The organism is Agrobacterium sp. CFBP 3001 (assembly GCF_027871605.1).
Lineage (GTDB): Bacteria > Pseudomonadota > Alphaproteobacteria > Rhizobiales > Rhizobiaceae > Agrobacterium > Agrobacterium leguminum.
On sequence record NZ_JAQAHD010000004.1, the window covers coordinates 50,243 to 69,174 of the forward strand.

Annotated in this window: 17 protein-coding genes; 11 read left to right on the plus strand and 6 right to left on the minus strand. The window is 59.4% G+C overall.

Annotated elements, in window-relative coordinates; genetic code table 11:
- Positions 1-53: 53 nt before the first annotated feature.
- The 3 genes from PH605_RS07205 to PH605_RS07215 form a co-directional block, all read right to left on the minus strand.
- Positions 54-1,250 carry a polysaccharide biosynthesis/export family protein gene (locus PH605_RS07205; RefSeq protein ID WP_003519875.1) on the minus strand — a complete coding sequence of 399 codons (1,197 nt, stop codon included), beginning with the start codon at positions 1,248-1,250 and terminating at the stop codon, positions 54-56.
- Between the two features lie 414 nt (positions 1,251-1,664).
- Complete coding sequence (locus PH605_RS07210) at positions 1,665-2,789, minus strand: glycosyltransferase family 4 protein (RefSeq protein WP_003519874.1); 1,125 nt, start codon at positions 2,787-2,789, stop codon at positions 1,665-1,667.
- A gap of 179 nt (positions 2,790-2,968) precedes the next feature.
- Positions 2,969-3,181, minus strand: coding sequence for a hypothetical protein (locus PH605_RS07215; RefSeq protein ID WP_125146320.1), 213 nt, complete (start codon positions 3,179-3,181; stop codon positions 2,969-2,971).
- Positions 3,182-3,293: 112 nt separating this feature from the next.
- Between PH605_RS07215 and PH605_RS07220 the strand changes: the two genes are divergently transcribed.
- From PH605_RS07220 to PH605_RS07240, 5 genes are all read left to right on the plus strand, one after another.
- On the plus strand, positions 3,294-4,820 hold the full coding sequence (locus PH605_RS07220) for an ABC transporter substrate-binding protein (protein WP_142844605.1): 1,527 nt from the start codon (positions 3,294-3,296) through the stop codon (positions 4,818-4,820).
- Positions 4,821-5,028: 208 nt separating this feature from the next.
- Positions 5,029-5,970 carry an ABC transporter permease gene (locus PH605_RS07225; RefSeq protein WP_161987808.1) on the plus strand — a complete coding sequence of 314 codons (942 nt, stop codon included), beginning with the start codon at positions 5,029-5,031 and terminating at the stop codon, positions 5,968-5,970.
- Positions 5,970-6,845 (plus strand): ABC transporter permease, encoded by an 876-nt coding sequence (locus tag PH605_RS07230; protein ID WP_125146319.1) that lies wholly within the window; start codon positions 5,970-5,972, stop codon positions 6,843-6,845. Before PH605_RS07225 ends, PH605_RS07230 begins: the two co-directional genes overlap by 1 nt.
- A 1-nt stretch (position 6,846) precedes the next feature.
- The gene (locus PH605_RS07235; protein ID WP_142844604.1) at positions 6,847-8,070 is read left to right on the plus strand and encodes an amidohydrolase/deacetylase family metallohydrolase; all 1,224 of its coding nucleotides are present in this window, start codon (positions 6,847-6,849) and stop codon (positions 8,068-8,070) included.
- An 89-nt stretch (positions 8,071-8,159) separates the two neighbouring features.
- Positions 8,160-8,654, plus strand: a complete 495-nt coding sequence (locus tag PH605_RS07240) for a RidA family protein (RefSeq protein WP_003519868.1) — start codon at positions 8,160-8,162, stop codon at positions 8,652-8,654.
- A gap of 6 nt (positions 8,655-8,660) precedes the next feature.
- On the opposite strand, the gene PH605_RS07245 is transcribed toward PH605_RS07240, so the two are convergent.
- Entirely contained in the window at positions 8,661-9,497 is an 837-nt protein-coding gene (locus PH605_RS07245) for an IclR family transcriptional regulator (RefSeq protein WP_059758172.1), read from the minus strand.
- Positions 9,498-9,585: 88 nt separating this feature from the next.
- Between PH605_RS07245 and PH605_RS07250 the strand changes: the two genes are divergently transcribed.
- Both PH605_RS07250 and PH605_RS07255 read left to right on the plus strand, forming a co-directional pair.
- Positions 9,586-10,782: an aminotransferase class V-fold PLP-dependent enzyme gene (locus PH605_RS07250; RefSeq protein WP_142844603.1), complete on the plus strand. Its 1,197-nt coding sequence runs from the start codon at positions 9,586-9,588 to the stop codon at positions 10,780-10,782.
- 213 nt (positions 10,783-10,995) lie between these two features.
- Entirely contained in the window at positions 10,996-12,831 is a 1,836-nt protein-coding gene (locus PH605_RS07255) for an ABC transporter ATP-binding protein (RefSeq protein ID WP_142844602.1), read from the plus strand.
- Here PH605_RS07255 and PH605_RS07260 read toward each other — a convergent pair.
- Both PH605_RS07260 and PH605_RS07265 read right to left on the minus strand, forming a co-directional pair.
- Entirely contained in the window at positions 12,828-13,457 is a 630-nt protein-coding gene (locus PH605_RS07260; RefSeq protein ID WP_142844601.1) for a glutathione S-transferase family protein, read from the minus strand. The two genes, PH605_RS07255 and PH605_RS07260, sit on opposite strands and share 4 nt — an antisense overlap.
- Before the next feature lies 1 nt (position 13,458).
- Entirely contained in the window at positions 13,459-13,824 is a 366-nt protein-coding gene (locus PH605_RS07265; RefSeq protein WP_065655633.1) for an ArsR/SmtB family transcription factor, read from the minus strand.
- A 211-nt stretch (positions 13,825-14,035) separates the two neighbouring features.
- Here PH605_RS07265 and PH605_RS07270 point away from each other — a divergent pair, with 211 nt between their 5' ends.
- The 4 genes from PH605_RS07270 to PH605_RS07285 are packed head-to-tail and all read left to right on the plus strand — an operon-like array spanning position 14,036 to position 18,888.
- Complete coding sequence (locus PH605_RS07270) at positions 14,036-14,887, plus strand: ABC transporter substrate-binding protein (protein WP_142844600.1); 852 nt, start codon at positions 14,036-14,038, stop codon at positions 14,885-14,887.
- Entirely contained in the window at positions 14,884-16,011 is a 1,128-nt protein-coding gene (locus PH605_RS07275; RefSeq protein ID WP_142844599.1) for an LLM class flavin-dependent oxidoreductase, read from the plus strand. The genes PH605_RS07270 and PH605_RS07275 overlap by 4 nt, the downstream gene beginning before the upstream one ends.
- Before the next feature lie 29 nt (positions 16,012-16,040).
- The gene (locus PH605_RS07280) at positions 16,041-17,873 is read left to right on the plus strand and encodes a TRAP transporter large permease (protein ID WP_142844598.1); all 1,833 of its coding nucleotides are present in this window, start codon (positions 16,041-16,043) and stop codon (positions 17,871-17,873) included.
- Positions 17,874-17,889: 16 nt separating this feature from the next.
- Positions 17,890-18,888 (plus strand): TRAP transporter substrate-binding protein, encoded by a 999-nt coding sequence (locus tag PH605_RS07285; RefSeq protein ID WP_142844597.1) that lies wholly within the window; start codon positions 17,890-17,892, stop codon positions 18,886-18,888.
- The last annotated feature ends 44 nt before the right edge of the window (positions 18,889-18,932 follow it).

Genomic DNA, 18,932 nt, shown 5'->3' on the forward strand with positions numbered 1-18,932 from the left:
AAAGCCGCCTCGTTTCCGTGGCGGCTTTGGTATGAACGGCGAGAAGCCGCCGATTAGAAGGCCCGGATGGCGTTGCGGGTCGCCAGCACGTCCTCGGCGACATTGCCGGTCGTTGCCGGTACGGAGCCGACGAGATCCAGGAACTTGTAAAGTTCGGTGGCCTGCGAGTTGGTGACATAGATGATGTCGCGATCCTGCATCGGGAACTTCGTAGCGGCGAAGAAGGTCGACGGATCGCGCAGATTGGCGCGGAAAATGACCGGAACGTCCTGTCCGGGGAACTTCGACGTATTGATGCCGAGCTTCACGAGAAGATCGCGCTTGACGATACGATAAACATAGACCTGAGCCGGGTCGGCACGGGAATCGAGCAGTCCGCCCGCTTTGCCGAGTGCATCCGAAAGCTTGAGATCGGCATCCTCGAACTCGAAACGTCCGTTGAGGCCCGAAGCGCCGAAAGCAAGATAAGTGCGGCGCTCACGCTCCACCATGATCGTGTCGCCCGGAACCACATAGATGTTTTCGGACGGCGTGCTGACGAGGTGGTTGTAGTTGACGCGGGCGGTCTTGCCGCGACGGATCAACGTGACATAGGATTCGATATTCGGGGCGCTGAGGCCCTTTGCATAGGAGATGACGTCGAGAACCCGATCGCCCGCTTCCGAAAGCTGAACCTTCGTCGGTTCCTTGACATCGCCCAGCACGGAAGCCTGTGCGGAGCGGCTGGAAATCTTGGTGATAAGAACCTGCGGCTCGATGGCGCGGTTGGCGAGCCGTTCCTCGATTTCGCTCTGCACATCCTCGACGTTGCGGCCGGTGGCGCGAATCTTGCCCGCATAGGGAACGCTGATATTGCCTTCCCGGTCCACGGTCTGGTTCGGCAGGCTGATGAAGTTTCCGGGACGGCTGCCCGCGTCGTTCGGAATGAACAGGCCGCCGGCCTGGCTTTCAAAGATCGCGACTTGCACCACGTCGCCGACACCCATCGGCAGCGCCGGAACACCGCCCTTGCCGCCGCCGAAACTGCCGAGCAGGGTGGTGGTTGTGGTGTCGCCGACGTAATTGAGGACGGAGCTGTTGATGTCGAGCAGCGCGTAGTCGACACCGGCGGTTTTCTGCTTGTCCTTGGACGCGAATTTCACGGAAGCGTTAGATTCGATCGAGGCTGCATCGGGGCCGGAGGCCGCAGTAACCGTGCAACCCGCCAGTGCTGCAGAGGCAAGCAGAATCGAAACATTCAATAAACGCATTTGGTCCTCGAAATGAATGCCGTCCGAAAAGCAGAAATAATTCGGACATCGTATAAGTTTTTAAAAATAAGCACTTCATAAATGACACCGGTAAAGGAAATCCAAACCGGCATTACATCCGTTCAGCGGAATCGCATCCCCGGATGTTTACGTCCCCTGTCAGGCATATGCCCAATTTCAGACGATGCTTCAAGTTCATCATCGCTCAACTGCGCCGAAAAATTCCGGGCGAGGCACGATGTTTGAATCCCCTGATGGTGTCAGTATTGTTGCGCTTCAATATTCAGTTGGATGCCATAATCTCTTTGATTGCTGCATTGCGCTAGTGCAGTTTTGTCACGCTTGCACGGTTTCTTTTGTCGTTGACTGACGCGAAGAATAATCAATTGTTTTATAAATGTTTTTATGTGCCTGTCATGCCCGCTCAGCCAGTGCGAAATTCACCGTGTCCGCGAATTCACGCAGGAAACGCTCGCGTGAGAAGCGGGCGGCATTGTTGATGCAGGCGTTCTTGTCGAAGCGGTCGGAATTGTCGACGAATTCCTGCACGGCGGCGCAGATTGCCTCCGGTGTCTGCTCACCGAAATAAAGGCCGGTCGGATGGTTGGAGGCGCCAAGCGGAACAACGGTTTCCAGCACGCCGCCCTTGCCATAGGCGATGACCGGTGTGCCGAGCGCCTGGGATTCGACGGGTACGATGCCGAAATCGTCTTCCGCTGCAAAAACGAAGGCTTTCGCCTCGGCCATGTATTTGTGAAGCTCGTCATTGCCGACGAAACCGAGAATTTCGACATTCGGCGTGGCGATTTCGCGGATGCGTTTCATGTCCGGCCCGTCGCCGATGACGACCAGCCGTTTGTCGGGCATCTTTGCAAAGGCTTCCACGATCAGGTGAACCTTCTTGTAGGGCACCAGCCGCGATGCCGTGACGAAATAGTCACCCTTAAGCTCGGACGGGGAAAGATGGGACGTGTCCACCGGCGGATAGATCACGGTGGAATCGCGGCCATAACACTTGCGCACCCGGTTACGGATGAATTTGGAGTTGACCGTCATCAGGTCAACGCCGTTGGCGGTGCGGATGTCCCACATGCGGATATAGTGAAGAATGGCGCGCGCGATCCATGAGGTGAAGCCGCGCGTCAGTCTGGTTTCCTTGAGATACTGGTGCTGGAGGTCCCACGCGTAGCGGATGGGGCTATGGATATAAGAGACGTGAAACTGGCCCGGGCCGGTGATGACGCCCTTTGCGACCGCATAGCTCGAGGAAATCACCAGATCGTAGCCGCTCAGATCGAACTGCTCGATGGCGAGCGGCATCAGCGGCAGATAGGAGCGGTATTTTTTTCGGGCGAAAGGCAGCTTCTGGATGAAGGAGGTGTTGACGGGACGGCCGCCGAGAAACCCCCGGTCGCGCTCGCTCATGAAATCGACAAGGCAGTACAGATCCGCGTGAGGATAAATTTCAAGAAGGTTGTGAAGTACTTTTTCGGCCCCGCCTCTGTCGGTGAGCCAGTCATGCACGATTGCCGTCTTCATAATTTCCTCAACAATTTCAACGTAATAAAAATTTATGTTCCGCCCTGGAATGAAGTTGGGCGGTTTAGAATATCAGGTCTGTCTGCAGCCCTTGAAAATACGGCTGACGGCGTCAAATGGCGTAACGATTAATAAGAATATGCGGGTATGTCTGTGGTGGCCTAGCGTTAGTCCGCTCTTTAATAGCACTTTGTTCGCAAATGCGAAATATCCAACCTTCTTAATTCCCTTTCTTCCTTTGCAGTCAAACGCCAGTCGTCATTCCCTCTCTTCCAGCCGGAAAGAGATGGATACCACGGCACACCGGTTTTTTGGCGAAACTCCCGTTTTTTCACTGCCTTAAACGGTGCTGCCACCTCTCCTGAAGACTTGTCTTGCGTTTTGCCGATCATGGAAACCCATCATCGCGCCGCATTGTCATTGACAAGGCGTCTTATCGAGATATTCTGTTATAAAGATGCATATAACATAATAATGGAACACATAAGAGCTGGGAGCTTGACCATGAGACGTAAACTTGCATTTCTCGCCACCGCCGCTTTGATGTTGGCGCCGAGTGTAATGATGGCTGCGGAGAAGGGCGGCGTCATCAATGTCGCCACGATCGGCGAGCCGCCGACCCTCGATCCCATGGCGTCTACTGCCGATCTCGTCGGCATCGTCACGCAGCATATTTTCGAAACGCTCTATACCTTCGACAAGGGCTGGAAGGTGACACCGCTTCTGGCGGAAAGCCTGCCCGAGATCAGTGCGGACGGCAAAACCTACACGATCAAGCTCAGGCAGGGCATCAAGTTCCATGACGGCAGCGACATGACATCCGAAGATGTCGTCGCTTCGCTCGGCCGCTGGATGAAGATCGCCTCGCGCGGCAAACAGGCCGCCGGCTTTATCGAGAATATCTCCGCGCCGGATGCCGGAACGGTGACGATCGCCCTCAAGCAGCCCTATGCGCCGCTCGCTTCGCTTCTCGCTTTCAACAATTCCGCAGCCATCATCCTGCCCGCTGAAAAGCAGGCCGAGCCGATGGCCGAATTCATCGGCACCGGGCCCTATATGCTGAAGGAACGCAAGGCCGACCAGTATATCCAGCTCGTCCGTTTCGATGGCTACAAGTCCCGCGATGGCGAAAGCAACGGTTATGGTGGCGCTCGCCATCAATATCTCGATGAAATCCGCTTCGTTCCGGTGCCCGATCCGAATACTCGCGTCGAAGCCGCCGTTTCCGGGCAATATGATTACGTCGATTCCATTCCGGTGGAATCCTTCGACAAGGTGAAGTCGTCGTCTGCCTCGCAGCCTTTGATGCTGAAGCCTTTCGGTTATCCGGTCTTCGTGTTCAACACGAAGGAGGGGCTTTCTTCCAAGCTGGAGGTCCGCAAGGCGGTGACCGAAGCGCTGAATATGGAGGATATGCTGGCGGCCGCTTTCGGCAGCACGGATTTCTATGCGCTCGATGGCGCCTATTATCCCGATAATTTCTCCTGGCATTCGGAAGAGGGCGTCGAGGGCAATTACAATCTCGGCAATCCGGAAGCCGCCGCCGAAAAGCTGAAGGCGGCCGGTTACAACGGCGAACCGCTGCGCATCCTCACCAGCCGCCAGTATGAGTTCCACTATAAGATGGCGCAGGTCGCTGCAGAATATCTGAAGCTTGCCGGTTTCAAGGTGGATATGCAGGTTGTGGACTGGGCGACGCTGACGCAGCGCCGCGCCGACCCGAAGCTCTGGGATATCTACATCACCCATAGCCCCTTCCTGCCGGAGCCGGCGCTGATCGGTGCGCTCTCCACCGGCTCACCGGGTTGGTGGGATACGCCGGCGCGCAAGGCGGCGGTTGACGCCTTCACCTCGGAAGCCGATCCGGAGAAGCGCGTTTCGCTCTGGGCCAATGTGCAGAAGACGATCTATGCCGAGCTGCCGCTCATCAAGATCGGCGACTTCAATGCCGTGGCGGCCAAGTCCAACAAGCTGGAAGGCGTCGATCCGGCTCCATGGCCTTACTTCTGGAATGCATCGGTTACGAAATAAGGCCGGCACCGCACGTCGTCACCCCGGCCTCGAGCCGGGGTCCAGCGCGATCAAGTCCTTGATCGCAAGAGACCTTTTCACCACGCGGACGCGTGGTGGCTGGATGCCGGATCAAGTCCGGCATGACGGAAGTGAGCAGTCGATCTTTAAGCAACCCGATTCAACCGTCGCCTGATAGCGGCAATCACGCGCTTCGGAGCCTTCATACGTGATACGGTATATTTTCCAGAGACTTGCGGGAATGATCGTGGTGATGTTCCTCGTCGTCACCATCGTTTTCGTCATCCTGCGCGTCACGCCCGGAGATCCGGCGGCCGTGATGCTGGGGCCGGATGCCTCGGCGCAGGATATTGCGGAGCTGCGCGGCCGGCTCGGCCTAGATCAGTCGCTCGGCGTGCAATATGTCTATTATATCGGGCAATTGCTGAAGGGCGATCTCGGCCAGTCTATCTTCCTCAATATGCCGGTGGGATCAGCCCTGCTGGACCGGGCCGAACCGACCTTTTTCCTGACGATTTTTTCGCTGCTGATCGCCAGCGTCATCGCGCTTCCCATCGGTATCTATGCCGCGTACCGGCGTGGCTCTTTTGTCGATCAGGCAGCGACGACGGTGGCGATGCTGGCGGCGAGCATTCCGAGCTTCTGGCTCGGCCTCATCCTCATGCAGGTCTTCGCCGTGCGGCTCGATCTGTTCCCGGTATCGGGTTATGGCGGGCCAGGCGCGAGCTTCCTTGAGCGCATGTATCACCTGACCCTGCCGGCAATCGCGCTCGGCCTCGTTTCCTCCGCCCTCATTTTGCGCTTCACCCGCGCCTCGATGCTGGATGTTTTAGGTGACGACTATGTCCGCACCGCCCGTGCCAAAGGCGTCACGGAGCGCCGCGTGGTGATGAAACATGCGTTGAAAAACGCGCTTATCCCCATCCTCACCGTGCTTGGGCTCACCGCCGCCGTGCTTATTTCCGGCGCAGTGGTGACGGAAACCGTCTTCGGCCTGCCGGGGGTCGGCAATCTCGTCGTCTCGGCCGTTCTCAGGCGCGATTATCCGGTCATTCAGGGCGCGCTTCTCGTCATCGCCGGGCTTTACGTGCTCATCAATTTTGCAATCGACATGCTCTATCTGCTGGTCGATCCGAGGGTTCGTTACTGATGGCCGATATCGTTTCCACCGCTCCGCCGGCACGCAACCCGACCGTCCTGTTCATTCGGCGCCTCGTGAAGCGCAAGACGGTCGCTGCCGGTCTCATTGTGCTGCTCGTCTTCGTGCTGCTCGCGGTTTTCGCGCCGATGATTGCGCCCTATTCGCCGTCGAAACTGTCGATCGTGAACCGCCTGAAGCCGCCAAGCGAGCTTTACTGGTTCGGCACCGACGAGTTCGGTCGCGACGTCTTCTCGCGCACCATCTATGCCGGAAGGCTGTCGCTTCTGGTCGGCGCCGCCGTGGTGGCGCTTTCGGCGCTGATCGGCATCACCCTTGGCCTGCTCGCCGGCTTCTTCCAGAAATTGGATACGCCGATTGCGCGGCTGATCGACGCGATGATGGCCTTCCCGGATATTCTGCTGGCGATTGCGCTGGTTGCAGCACTCGGCCCGTCGCTGACGACGGTGATCATCGCACTTGCCGTGGTCTATTCGCCGCGCCTTGCCCGCATCGTGCGCGCCTCGACCCTGGTGATCCGCGAATTGCCCTATGTGGAGGCGGCGAAGGCGCTTGGCATTTCCACCTTCCACATCATGACGCGGCATGTGCTGCGCAATCTGGTCTCGCCGATCCTCGTTCAATGCACCTTCCTTTTTGCCAGCGCCATGCTGGCCGAGGCCGGCCTGTCGTTTCTGGGGCTTGGTGTCAGCCCGGAAATTCCGACCTGGGGAACTATGATCTCCGCCGGTCGCCAATATATCGGCCAAGCCGACTGGATGACCTATTTCCCCGGCTTTGCCATCATTCTTTCCGTGCTGTCGCTGCAAATGGTCGGTGACGGGCTGCGGGACATGCTCGACCCAAGACTGCGAAGGGATTTGTAATATGACGTCCGGTGAACAGGCGAAAACGCCTCTTCAAGCTCCCATTCTTCTCACCAATGTCAAACCCGTTGGTTTCGAAAAGGGCGCACCACAGGCTTCGACCGATATCCTGATCGGCGGCGATGGCAGGATTGCTGCGGTTGGGCTTGGCCTTCAAGTGCCTGCTGATGCGCAGCGCATTGATGCCAAGGGTGCCTTCATTTCGCCCGGCTGGGTCGATCTGCACGTGCATATCTGGCATGGCGGCACCGATATCTCCATCCGCCCCTCGGAATGCGGGGCCGAGCGCGGCGTGACCACGCTGGTGGATGCCGGTTCGGCGGGTGAGGCGAATTTCCACGGTTTCCGTGAATATATCATTGAGCCCTCGAGAGAGCGCATCAAGGCCTTCCTCAATCTCGGTTCCATCGGTCTCGTCGCCTGTAACCGCGTGCCGGAACTGCGCGACATCAAGGATATCGATCTCGATCGTATCATCGAATGTTACGCCGAAAACAGCGAACATATTGTCGGCCTCAAGGTGCGGGCGAGCCATGTTATCACCGGCTCCTGGGGTGTTACGCCGGTCAAGCTCGGCAAGAAGATCGCCAAGATCCTGAAAGTGCCGATGATGGTGCATGTGGGCGAACCGCCCGCACTTTATGACGAGGTGCTGGAAATTCTCGGCCCCGGCGATGTCGTGACCCATTGCTTCAACGGCAAATCGGGTTCCAGCATCATGGAAGACGAGGACCTGTTCAACCTTGCCGAACGCTGTGCGGGCGAAGGCATCCGGCTGGATATCGGCCATGGCGGCGCCTCCTTCTCCTTCAAGGTGGCGGAAGCGGCGATTGCGCGCGGGCTGCTGCCGTTCTCGATTTCCACGGATTTGCATGGCCATTCGATGAATTTCCCGGTTTGGGATCTGGCGACGACCATGTCGAAGCTGCTGTCGGTCAATATGCCCTTCGAAAATGTCGTCGAGGCCGTCACCCGCAATCCGGCCTCCGTGATCCGCCTCGATATGGAAAACCGTCTCGATGTCGGCCAGCGCGCCGATTTCACGGTTTTCGATCTCGTGGATTCCGATCTGGAAGCGACCGATTCCAATGGCGACGTCTCGCGCCTGAAGCGCCTGTTCGAGCCGCGTTACGCGGTCATCGGCGCGGAGGCGATTGCTGCCAGCCGTTACATTCCAAGGGCGCGCAAGCTCGTGCGCCACAGCCATGGTTATTCCTGGCGCTGAACCCAAATGGACAAGGCGGAGGAGGGCAATCCCCTACGTCTTCCGCAGAGATTAAGGGGATACCCGTCCCTGTATTATGAGGAATTCGCGTGAAACAGTCTTCGCTTGAGGCAGAGGGGCGTCATTCGCCCTATGACCGGCTCGCCGCGCTCGGCATTTCCCTGCCGCCGCCGCCGCCGCCGATCGCCAATTTCGTCACCCATGTGGTGGAAGGCAACATGCTTTATCTTTCGGGGCAGGGGCCGCGGGAGGAAAACGGCCATCTTTACGCCGGCAAGGTGGGCGCGGAAATCGGGCTGGAAGAGGCCTATAACCACGCACGCCTCACCGGCATCAACCTGCTGGCGGTCATGCATGAGGCGCTGGGAGACCTGTCGCGGGTGAAGAAGGTGGTCAAGCTGCTCGGCATGGTCAACGCCGTCAGCGATTTCCGCGATCACCCGAGCGTCATCAATGGCTGCTCCGATCTCTTCATCGATGTATTCGGCGATGCCGGGCAGCACGCCCGCTCCGCCGTCGGTTTTGGCTCGCTGCCGGGCAACATCACCGTTGAGATAGAAGCCATCGTCGCGCTCAAGGATTGAGGCCGTTCAATGGTTGCGCCAGCCCATCAGCTTTTCGATCCGTTCCGCCGAGACCCTGACCTGTTCGGTATAATGGTTTTCGTCCGCCAGCACCTTCTGTTCCGGCAGCACGATGGAAATCGTCGCAACGCATTCGCCCCTGTTGTCGCAGATCGGCGAGGCGATGCAGGCGACGGCGTAATCGGATTCGGCGACCTGTATCGACAGCCGGTCATGGAAAGCGGCACCTGCCGATTGCGACAGGGTTTCGGGGTTGATTTCGGCGCGACCGGTCGGCGAGGTGCGGGCGCAGCGCCTGAAAAGCTCGACACGTTCCGCCTCGGGCAGATGCCCGACGAGCAGGCGGCCGGACGCCGTCCAGTTCAAGGGAACGCGGGTGCCGACACGCGAGGCGACCTGAAAATGGCTCGGACCATCGGCCATGGCCAACACCAGCATATGGTCGCCATCGCGGCCGCAAAGCTGCACGGTCTCGCCCGCATGGCGGCACAGATCGTGCATTTCGTGGGTGGCGACACCCATGAAATCCAGCGAGCGGGCATAGGCAAGACCATAGTGGTAAAGCCGCGCGCCGAGCCAGATGTTGCCATCGGCATTGCGCGCCAGCATGTTCTTTTCGACGAGATCGTCAATGATCACATAGACGGTGGAAAGCGGCGCCTTGATCGCCTTGGCGATGGCGTAGGCGCCAGCCGGCGATCCGGTTTCATAAAGATAATCAATAACCTGAAGGGCGCGGTCGATGCCGCTGACGCGCGAGCGCTTGGCCGCCTTCGCGTCCGCGTTTTCGGCGGCGTCGGACAGGGCGGTTGAAGGCGTTTCGTCCAGTTTATGGGCGTCCAATTTTGGCTCCTCATGAATTTTGAGAAGCTATTACATTATTATGGCATATATGTCGATGCCCATCGCATCGCAAAGACAGGAGAAAGACATGACCGAGGATATCAGAAGCAGGATCGGCCTTCGCCCGGTCATCAACGTCTCGGGCACCATGACCTCGCTCGGCGCTTCTATCGTCGTTCCGGAAGCGGTCGAGGCCATGGCGGCCATCCTGCCGCAATTCGTCGAGATCAACGATCTGCAACGCAAGGCAAGCGCGGTGATATCGAGGCTGACGGGCGGCGAGGCCGGTTTCGTCACGGCCTCCTGCTCCTCGGGCATAAGCCTTGCGGTGGCGAGCGCCATTACCGGCAATAATCTGCTGGCCATCGAAAAGCTGCCCGATGTGACCCCGGAAAAGAACGAGGTTCTGGTGCAGATGGGCCATGTGGTGAGCTATGGGGCGCCGGTGGATCAGGCAATCCGTCTCGGCGGCGGCAAGGTGGTGCTGATCGGGCAGGCAACATCGACCCATCGTTTCCACATGGAAAACGCCATTACCGAAAAGACGGCTGCGGCGGTCTATGTCGTCTCGCACCATGTGGTGAATTACGGTCTGCTGCACCTTTCCGAATTCGTCGAGATCGCCCATGCCAGGGGCGTGCCTGTCATCGTCGATGCGGCTTCCGAATATGATCTGAAGCTGTTTCTGGCAACGGGCGCGGATGTGGTGCTTTATTCCGGCCACAAGTTCCTCGGTGGCCCGACTTCCGGCATCGTCGCCGGCAAAAAGGAGCTGGTGCGCAGCGCCTTCCTGCAGAATATGGGCGTTGGCCGCGGCATGAAGGTCGGCAAGGAAAGCATCTATGGCGTGATGGCGGCGCTGGAAGCCTGGGAAAAGCGTGACCATGCCGGCATTCGCGAGCGTGAAACCGGCTATCTCAACCTCTGGAAAAAGACGCTGGACGGACGCCCCGGCGTGACGGCGCTGATCGAACCCGACCCAACCAACAACCCGCTCGACCGACTGCGTGTCATCATCAATGCCGAGGAAGCCCATATCACCGCCTGGGACCTGACGACGGCGCTCGCCAAAGGCAGCCCGCCGATCATTGTCCGCGATCACGAGGTGGAACACCGTTATTTCTATCTCGACCCCTGCAACCTGCATCCCGGCCAGGAAACCATTGTGGCTTCCCGGCTGGCCGAGGAGCTGGACAAGGCGCGCGCCTCCAACGAGGTGATTGCAACACCGTTCGAGGACCGCAGCCGCCACCGTTTCGACGGCATGCTGCGCTGGCCGGACTAAGTAACGACTGCATATGGAACGAGCGGGTGCCACGAGTTTCTTCTCCCCGAGGGGGAGAAGTCCGCGGCAGCGGGATGAGGGGGCAAGGGTGCGGTCTATCGCTGGCGTTGCCCCCTCATCCGACCCTTCGGGCCACCTTCTCCCCCTTGGGGAGAAGAAACAGGCGGCGACGCCCTGCCTGAGTTCAAATGAGAAGAAAAGAAGGGAACGATCATGACCATGCCGCAGTCAGCACCGCTCCGTGCCGAAGATGCCGTGCTTTCCGTCCGCAATCTCACCACGTCCTTTCACGTGGATGGCGGCTGGAAGCCGGTGGTGCGTGATATTTCCTTCGATGTCGGACCGGGGGAGACGGTCGCGATCGTCGGCGAAAGCGGTTCCGGCAAAAGCGTTACCTCGCTTTCCATCATGCGGTTGCTGGATCGGGAAAGCAGCAGGGTTCAGGGTGAAATTCTGCTCGGCGGTCGCAACCTGCTGTCCCTTTCCGAAGACGCCATGCGGCGGGTGCGGGGCAATGAAGTGGCGATGATCTTTCAGGAGCCGATGACCAGCCTTAATCCGCTTTTCACCATCGGCGACCAGATTTCCGAAGCCCTGCTGTGCCATCAGCCGATGTCGAAAGCCTATGCGCGGGCGGAGACGATCCGCCTGCTGGAAAAGGTCCGTATACCCTCCGCCGCCTCGCGCTTCGATGAATATCCGCATCGCTTTTCCGGCGGCATGCGCCAGCGCGTGATGATCGCCATGGCGCTCGCTTCCCGGCCGAAGCTCCTGATCGCCGACGAGCCGACGACGGCGCTTGATGTGACCATTCAGGGCCAGATTCTCGACCTCATCAAGACGCTGCAGGAAGAGGAGGGCACCTCAGTCCTCTTCATCACCCATGACATGGGTGTGGTGGCCGAAATCGCCGACCGCACGGTCGTCATGTATCGCGGCGAGCAGGTGGAAGTCGGTGCGACTGCGGATATCTTCCACCGCGGTAAACATCCCTATACGCGCGCACTTTTGTCCGCCGTTCCGGTTCTGGGGTCGATGAAAGGCGAGGAAAGACCGCTCCGTTTTCCCATCGTCAACACCACCACGGGGGAAACGCAGGAGCCGGCGCGTCCGGCCGATACCGTTGACGCAGCCGCACAGCCCGTGCTCAAGGTGGAGGGACTGACCAAGCGCTTCGATATTCACTCCGGTCTTCTGGGGCGTCTCAGCGGCCGGGTCCATGCGGTGGAAAACGTGTCTTTCGATCTCAGGGCCGGTGAAACATTGTCATTGGTGGGCGAAAGTGGCTGCGGCAAATCCACCACCGGACGCGCCATCATGCGGCTGATCGAGCCGGATGCCGGTTCGGTTGTGGTCAACGGCGAAAACATTCTCGCACTCGACAAGACGGGCATGCGGGACATGCGCAAGACGGTTCAGATGATCTTTCAGGACCCTTTCGCCTCGCTCAATCCGCGTATGACGGTGGGTGCCGCGATTGCCGAACCTTTTCTGGAACACCGCATGGGAAGCGCCCGCGAGGCGAAGGATGTGGTGGCGGACATGCTCAAAAAGGTCGGCCTCTCACCGGACATGGCGTCGCGTTACCCGCATGAATTTTCCGGTGGTCAGCGCCAGCGCATCTGCATCGCCCGTGCCTTGGCGCTCCAGCCCAAGGTGATTGTCGCGGATGAAAGCGTTTCGGCGCTGGATGTTTCCATCAAGGCGCAGGTCATCAACCTGATGCTGGATCTGCAACAGAGCCTCGACCTTGCCTTTCTGTTTATCAGCCATGACATGGCGGTGGTGGAACGCGTCAGCCACCGGGTTGCGGTGATGTATCTCGGCGAGATCGTCGAAATCGGCCCGCGTGCGGCTGTCTTCGACAATCCGCAGCACGACTATACCCGCAAGCTGATGGCGGCCGTTCCGGTGCCAGACCCGGATCGCCGCAACACAAGGCGCGGTGCTGCGAATGACGAGCTGAAAAGCCCTATCCGCGCCGTTGATTATGCCGTCAAGCCGCGTGAATATCGCGAGGTTTCGCCCGGCCACCTCGTCGCCTGTTAGATTCCGGGTACGTCCGACGTTGCGAAGGGTACGCGATAACCGCGCTGAAAACTTTCCTGCTGTCCAAGCTGGCGATACCACCGCTGTACCGCCGGAAAATCATCGAGATTGATTTTGTGGCGCGCGAAACGTGAGACCCATGGCCAGATGGCGATATCGGCTATTGAAAAATCGCTGGCCACGAATTCCCGCTCGCTCAAGCGGTCGTTCAATGTCCGGTAAAGCCGCGCCACATCCGCCGCGAAACGTGTCTCGGCAAAGGGGGCCTGTCCGGCATGGTAGGTCAGGAAATAATGGGCATAACCGAGCGTCGGGCCGAAATTGGCGGCCTGCCACATCAGCCATTCTGTGACGACCAGTCGCTCTGTCGCGGAGGCGGGCAGAAGCCGGCCTACCTTTTCGGCGAGATAGATGAGGATCGCGTTCGATTCCGTCAGGACGGTGCCGTTTTCATCGTCGACGATCGCAGGGATTTTCGAGCCGGGATTGATGCGGACGTAATCCGCGGCAAATTGCTCGCCTTTTTCGATGTCGATGGCGTGGCTGGTATAGGGCAGGCCCAGTTCTTCCAGCGCAATCGAGATTTTAAGGCCGTTGGGCGTGATCCAGGTGTAAAGGTCGATCATGCTAGTCGAACATTGCCTCATCCAGCGGCAGTGCCCGTCTGCCTTTCTTGCCGGTCACATCGGAAAGCTCCGTGTAAAGACCGCGCAATGTCAAAACCAGCTGGACGATGCGCGGATCGGTGACACGATAGATCACCGCCTTGCCTTCCCGTGAGCCTTCGATCACACCGGCGTCACGCAATTCGGCAAGCTGCTGCGAAAGCGTGGGTTGCTGGATACCGAGTTCATATTCCAGCGCGGAAACGGAGGCTTCCGTTTCCATTAGATAACAGACGATGGCCAGACGATTGGCGTTGGCGACAAGCTTCAAAAGCTCGCTCGCTTCCACCACGCTGCGGCAGATGAGATTGGAAACCGGTTTCGTCACGACTACAGGCCCATTTTTCAAACTACAAAAAAGTAGATTGTATGGCGAAAAATTTCAATGGCTTGAAGAGCCTCATCTCAGCGCTGTCTGGCATTTTTCAAAATCTACAGGATTGGTAGATTTCTCTTTCGCTTTCCGGCCGAGGATCGCCAAAACGTTTCTCGAAAACATTCTATAAAAAAGTAGATTGAATGGGAAATGAGGTGTCGACATGAAAATCGGGGTTCATCCCAACAATCTGCATTTACGTCTCGCCCGGCTCTGGCCCGGCGCCTTTGAAGAATTCGATCCGGAATTCGTGGGCTATCGTGAAGGCCGCGATACGGCAGCTCTTCTGGAAAAGGGCGACATCCATTTCGGCGGCACCGGCTCGACACCGCCCATTGAGGCGGATGCGCGCGGGCTTTCGGCGGTCTATATCGCTGCTTCCGCGCCGAGGCCCGCCAATGGCGCAATCCTCGTGCGGCGCGATAGCCCGATCCGCTCAGCCGCTGATCTCTCGGGAAAGCGCATTTCGCTGATCGATGGATCGTTTCACACCTATCTTCTGGCGCGCAGCCTGGAAGGGGCGGGGCTTGGCCTTGCGGATGTGACCCGTATTGAAAGCGGCGACAGCGATAGCCTGCGCGATCTCGTGGAAGGCCGTGTCGATGCCTGGGTGACGATGTCGCCGCGGCTGGAAAAGGCTCTGACCCATGAGGAGATCGGCCTTCTTGTCCGTTGCGGCTCCGCCATTCCCAACCGTTCGCTATTCTGGACGCTTGCGCGCCACAACATAGCGGGCGAGACAGGGCAGGCAATTGCGGCCGAACTGGATCGCGTCGGCCGGGCCGTGATGGCGGATATCGACAAAGCCGCTGCCCTTCTCGCCGCCGAAACAGGCAGCGAAGGTGATGCACAGTCCTGGGCCAAGGTGCTGAGGTCGCGAGACCTTTCCGTCGTGGCCGCTGCCGAAAATATCCTTGCCGAACAGCAGGAGGAGGCCGATACGCTTTACAGGCACGGTCATTTCTCTTTACCGGTTCTGACCGGGCAATCAGCCAGCACGGGAGGCGGCAGATGAATGTTTTCTGGTACATGTGCGCACCCGATGGTGCCTATCCCTGGCAGCCGGAAGGGTCCCGCAAGGTCGATCTCGGTTATTACAAACAGCTGGCGCTCGCTTACGACCAGCTGGGTTACACCGGTGCGCTGTTTGCCACCGGCGCGCATGATGTCTGGGTTCTGGCGGGCGCGCTGCTTTCCTATACCGAGCGGCTGAAGTTTCTGGTCGCCATTCATCCGGGCCTTGTCGCGCCGACGCTGCTCGCCAAGATGGCGGCGACGCTTCAGGAGTTTTCACGCGGCCGCCTGCTGATAAATGTCGTCTCGGGCGATGCGAAGATGCTCGGCGCTTACGGCATGACCATGCCGCATGACGAGCGCTACGATATGGCGGATGAATATCTGCAGATATGGCACCGGCTTTTTGCCGGCGAAACGGTCGATTTCAAGGGCCGGCATTTCCAGACGGAGGGCGCGAAGCTCGCTCTTCCGGTGGGGCAGGGCATCGAGCCGCCGCCATTGTGGTTCGGCGGGTCCTCGGATAAGGCCATCGACGTTGCGGCCAAACATGTCGAGACCTACCTCTCCTGGGGTGAAACGCCCGATCAGATCGGCGCGAAGGTCGATCTGGTCAAGGCCCGCGCGGAAAAGCTCGGTCGCGAACTGGAATACGGCATTCGCCTTTATGTTATCGTGCGCGATACGGATGAAGAGGCATGGGCCGCCGCCGCTGATCTCTACGGGCGCATGGATGAGCGTGCCATTGCCGCCAACCAGCATTTCGTCGGCAAGACCGATTCCGTCGGCCAGCAGCGAATGACGGCGATGCACGGCGGACAGAAACCGGAGAACCTGCGCGATCTTGAAATCGCGCCCAACCTCTGGGCCGGCATTGGCCTTGTGCGGCCGGGACCGGGAACCGCGATTGTCGGTTCGCCGGATACTGTCATCCGCACGCTGGAGGCCTATAAGAAGGCGGGCGTGAATACCTTCATCCTTTCCGGCATGCCATTGCTGGAAGAGGCGTTCCGCTTCGGCGAAAAGGTTCTGCCGCGTCTCGACGTATCGCGTGAGGTCTCGGCGGCAAAACAATTCACATGGTCGACTTTGTTCGACCGCGATCTCTCGGCCAAGGCCTCCTGAGCATGGCTTCGGGAGTGGAGAAGAAACCCATGACGGCGAGTCCTGCTACGACAATCGCACAAAGACGCATCGGCCCGCAACGCGTGGCCGAGCGGGTGCTCGCCGTTCTGGACACGGTGCTCGGCGCGGTCGCGGCAGCAATCCTTGCGGCGCTGCTCTTGGTGGTGCTGGTCAATGTCACGCTGCGTTATCTGTTTCACACAGGCTTCATTGGCGCGGAAGACCTCGGCATCTGGCTGCATGTGGCCATGATCGCTGTCGGTGCGCCGCTCAGTCTCAAAAGTGCGCTCGCCATGCGGCTCGATGTCTTCGTGCGGTTCCTTCCGCAACGATTTCACGCGGCGACCGAAGTTCTGGCCGATGCCTTCTCCTTTATCGCAGCACTCATCCTCGCTTTCGGCGGAGTGGAGATCGCGGCGATGCTTGGCGGCACATCTCCGACGCTTGGTCTGCCGGAATGGGTGCGTTTCGGCTTTCTCGGCGCAGGCGGCGCGCTTATCCTTTTCTATCTGGCGCTTCAGCGTGTCAGTGAAGGCAAGGTGTTTGCCGTTCTCGCATCTCTCGCCATCGCCATTGTGGCGTATGTCGGCCTGCCGGAAGTTTTCGTCGATACGAACCTGCCGCCGAGCCTGTTTCTGGCGCTGACGGCGGCCGTGGGGCTGGTGCTCGCTGCGCCGCTTGCCCATGCCTTCCTTGCCGCCGCCTATGTGGCGATTGCCTTCGGCAGCACCTTGCCGGAACCGGCCATCGTTTCGTCAACCGTGACCGGCATGTCGAAATTCCTGCTGCTCGCCATTCCCTTCTTCCTGCTGGCCGGAAGCCTGCTGACGGAATCGGGCGTCGCCAACCAGCTGGTGCGTTTCGCTGCCTCCATGGTCGGGCACCGGCGGGCAGGCCTGGCGCAGACGACGCTTTTGACCAGCGTGCTTTTTTCCGGCGCGTCCGGCTCATCGGTCGCCAATGCCGCCTTCGGCGCTTCCACCTTCCAGCCGGAACTCGTCAAGCACGGCTATCCGCCGGCGCAGGCGGGCGCGATCATCGCCGCCACTTCCGTGCTGGACAATGTCATTCCGCCCTCCATCGCGTTTCTCATCCTCGCAACGGCCACCAATCTGTCGGTCGGCTCGCTGCTGGTTGGCGGTTTCTTTGCCGGCGGGCTGATGGCGGTCTGCCTTGCGGTGGCAATCCATTTCAGCGTGCGCAGCGTCGATACCTTGCCACGCGCGACGGGTGCGGAGCGCTGGCGCTCGGCCATCGCCGCCATACCGGCCTTCGGTCTTGGCGTCATCGTGGTTGTCGGCATCCGCATCGGCATCGTCACCACCACGGAAGCGGCAGCGCTTGCCGCACTTTACACGCTGCTTCTCGGCTTCGGTTACCGGCTGGGCGCGGGCCGCATTTTCGCGACCTTCCGCCAGTCGGCGGGTGAGGCGGCGGCCATCGGTCTTCTGATCGGCACGGCCGGGCCTTTTGCCTTCCTGCTGGCGGTTGACAATGTCTCGGGGCTCGTCACGGATTTTGTGACTTTGCTCGGTGGCAGCAAGATTGCGGTGCTTCTACTCTCCAACCTGATCCTGCTCGTGGTGGGACTGGTGCTGGACATTGGCGCGGCCATCCTGCTGTTCGGGCCGATCCTGCTGCCCGCCGCCGTGGCCGCCGGCATTGATCCCATCCATTTCGGCGTCATCCTCGTGGTCAATCTGATGATCCATGGCCTGACACCGCCGCTCGGCATGCTGATCTTCGTGGTCAGCGGCGTCACCCGCATTCCGGCGACAGCACTTTTCCGGGCCGTCGTTCCTTATCTCGTCTCGCTTCTCGTTTCCCTCGCCATTTTGTGCGCTTGGGCCATTTTCTTCTAAATTTGGGGTTTCAATCATGACTATTATCGATCGCCGCAATCTCCTCAAACTCTCCGCCATCGGCGCCGCAACGCTCGCCGCGCCTGCCTTCGTAACCACGGCAAATGCCAGAACCCGCAGCCTCACCGTCGCGTCGCTTTTCGCCGACGACAAGCCGGAAACGGAAATCTGGGTGAAGATCAGCGAGTTGGTGGAGGCAAAGCTGCCCGGCCGTTTCCGTTTCAATATCGTCAAGAGCGGCGCGCTGGGCGGTGAAAAGGAAGTGGCGGAAAATATCCGGCTCGGATCGGTTCAGGCGAGCCTTTCCACCGTCTCCTCGCTCTCCGGCTGGGTACCGGAATTGCAGATCCTCGATCTGCCCTTCCTGTTCCGCGATGCCGAGCATGTGCGCAAGGTTGTTACGGGCGAGACTGGCACTGATCTGAAGACGAAGCTCGCCGCCCAGCAATTCATCGCAGCCGATTTCATCAATTACGGCGCTCGCCATCTTCTGACCAAGGAGCCGGTTACCCGACCGGAGCAGCTGGAAGGCAAGAAGATCCGCGTTATCCAGAGCCCGCTGCACACCAAGCTCTGGAGCGCCTTCGGCACCACCCCGGTCGGTATTCCGATCACCGAGACCTATAATGCGCTGGCAACCGGCGTGGCTGATGCCATGGATCTCACCAAGTCCGCTTATGCCGGCTTCAAGCTTTACGAGGTCGTGCCCTATCTGACGGAAACCGGCCACATCTGGGCTTCAGGCGTCGTCTATTATGGCGCGACCTTCTGGAACCAGCTGGACGACGAAGAGAAGAAGGTTCTCCTGGAAGCATCGAGCGAAGGCGCGCAATATTTCAACCAGCTGATCGTCGAGGACGAAGTGAAGTCCGTCGAGCTTGCGCTTTCGAAGGGCGGCAAGGTGCTGCAGCCGGAAGCGCTGGATGAATGGCGCAAGGGCGCGCAGGGCGTCTGGCAGGATTTCTCAGGCATTGTCGGCGGCATCGACAAGATACAGGCTGTGCAGTCGGCCTGATAATACGGCCCATCAAAATCAGGAAACCCCGTGTGTCCTTCAGG

Bases quoted from the DNA above. Each gene is read 5' to 3' on its own strand.
- PH605_RS07235 (WP_142844604.1), top strand. From the start codon at position 6,847: ATGACGTCCGGTGAACAGGCGAAAACGCCTCTTCAAGCTCCCATTCTT.
- PH605_RS07230 (WP_125146319.1), top strand. From the start codon at position 5,970: ATGGCCGATATCGTTTCCACCGCTCCGCCGGCACGCAACCCGACCGTC.
- PH605_RS07270 (WP_142844600.1), top strand. From the start codon at position 14,036: ATGAAAATCGGGGTTCATCCCAACAATCTGCATTTACGTCTCGCCCGG.
- PH605_RS07255 (WP_142844602.1), top strand. From the start codon at position 10,996: ATGACCATGCCGCAGTCAGCACCGCTCCGTGCCGAAGATGCCGTGCTT.
- PH605_RS07205 (WP_003519875.1), bottom strand. From the start codon at position 1,250: ATGCGTTTATTGAATGTTTCGATTCTGCTTGCCTCTGCAGCACTGGCG.
- PH605_RS07275 (WP_142844599.1), top strand. From the start codon at position 14,884: ATGAATGTTTTCTGGTACATGTGCGCACCCGATGGTGCCTATCCCTGG.
- PH605_RS07210 (WP_003519874.1), bottom strand. From the start codon at position 2,789: ATGAAGACGGCAATCGTGCATGACTGGCTCACCGACAGAGGCGGGGCC.
- PH605_RS07215 (WP_125146320.1), bottom strand. From the start codon at position 3,181: ATGATCGGCAAAACGCAAGACAAGTCTTCAGGAGAGGTGGCAGCACCG.
- PH605_RS07220 (WP_142844605.1), top strand. From the start codon at position 3,294: ATGAGACGTAAACTTGCATTTCTCGCCACCGCCGCTTTGATGTTGGCG.
- PH605_RS07260 (WP_142844601.1), bottom strand. From the start codon at position 13,457: ATGATCGACCTTTACACCTGGATCACGCCCAACGGCCTTAAAATCTCG.
- PH605_RS07285 (WP_142844597.1), top strand. From the start codon at position 17,890: ATGACTATTATCGATCGCCGCAATCTCCTCAAACTCTCCGCCATCGGC.
- PH605_RS07280 (WP_142844598.1), top strand. From the start codon at position 16,041: ATGACGGCGAGTCCTGCTACGACAATCGCACAAAGACGCATCGGCCCG.
- PH605_RS07250 (WP_142844603.1), top strand. From the start codon at position 9,586: ATGACCGAGGATATCAGAAGCAGGATCGGCCTTCGCCCGGTCATCAAC.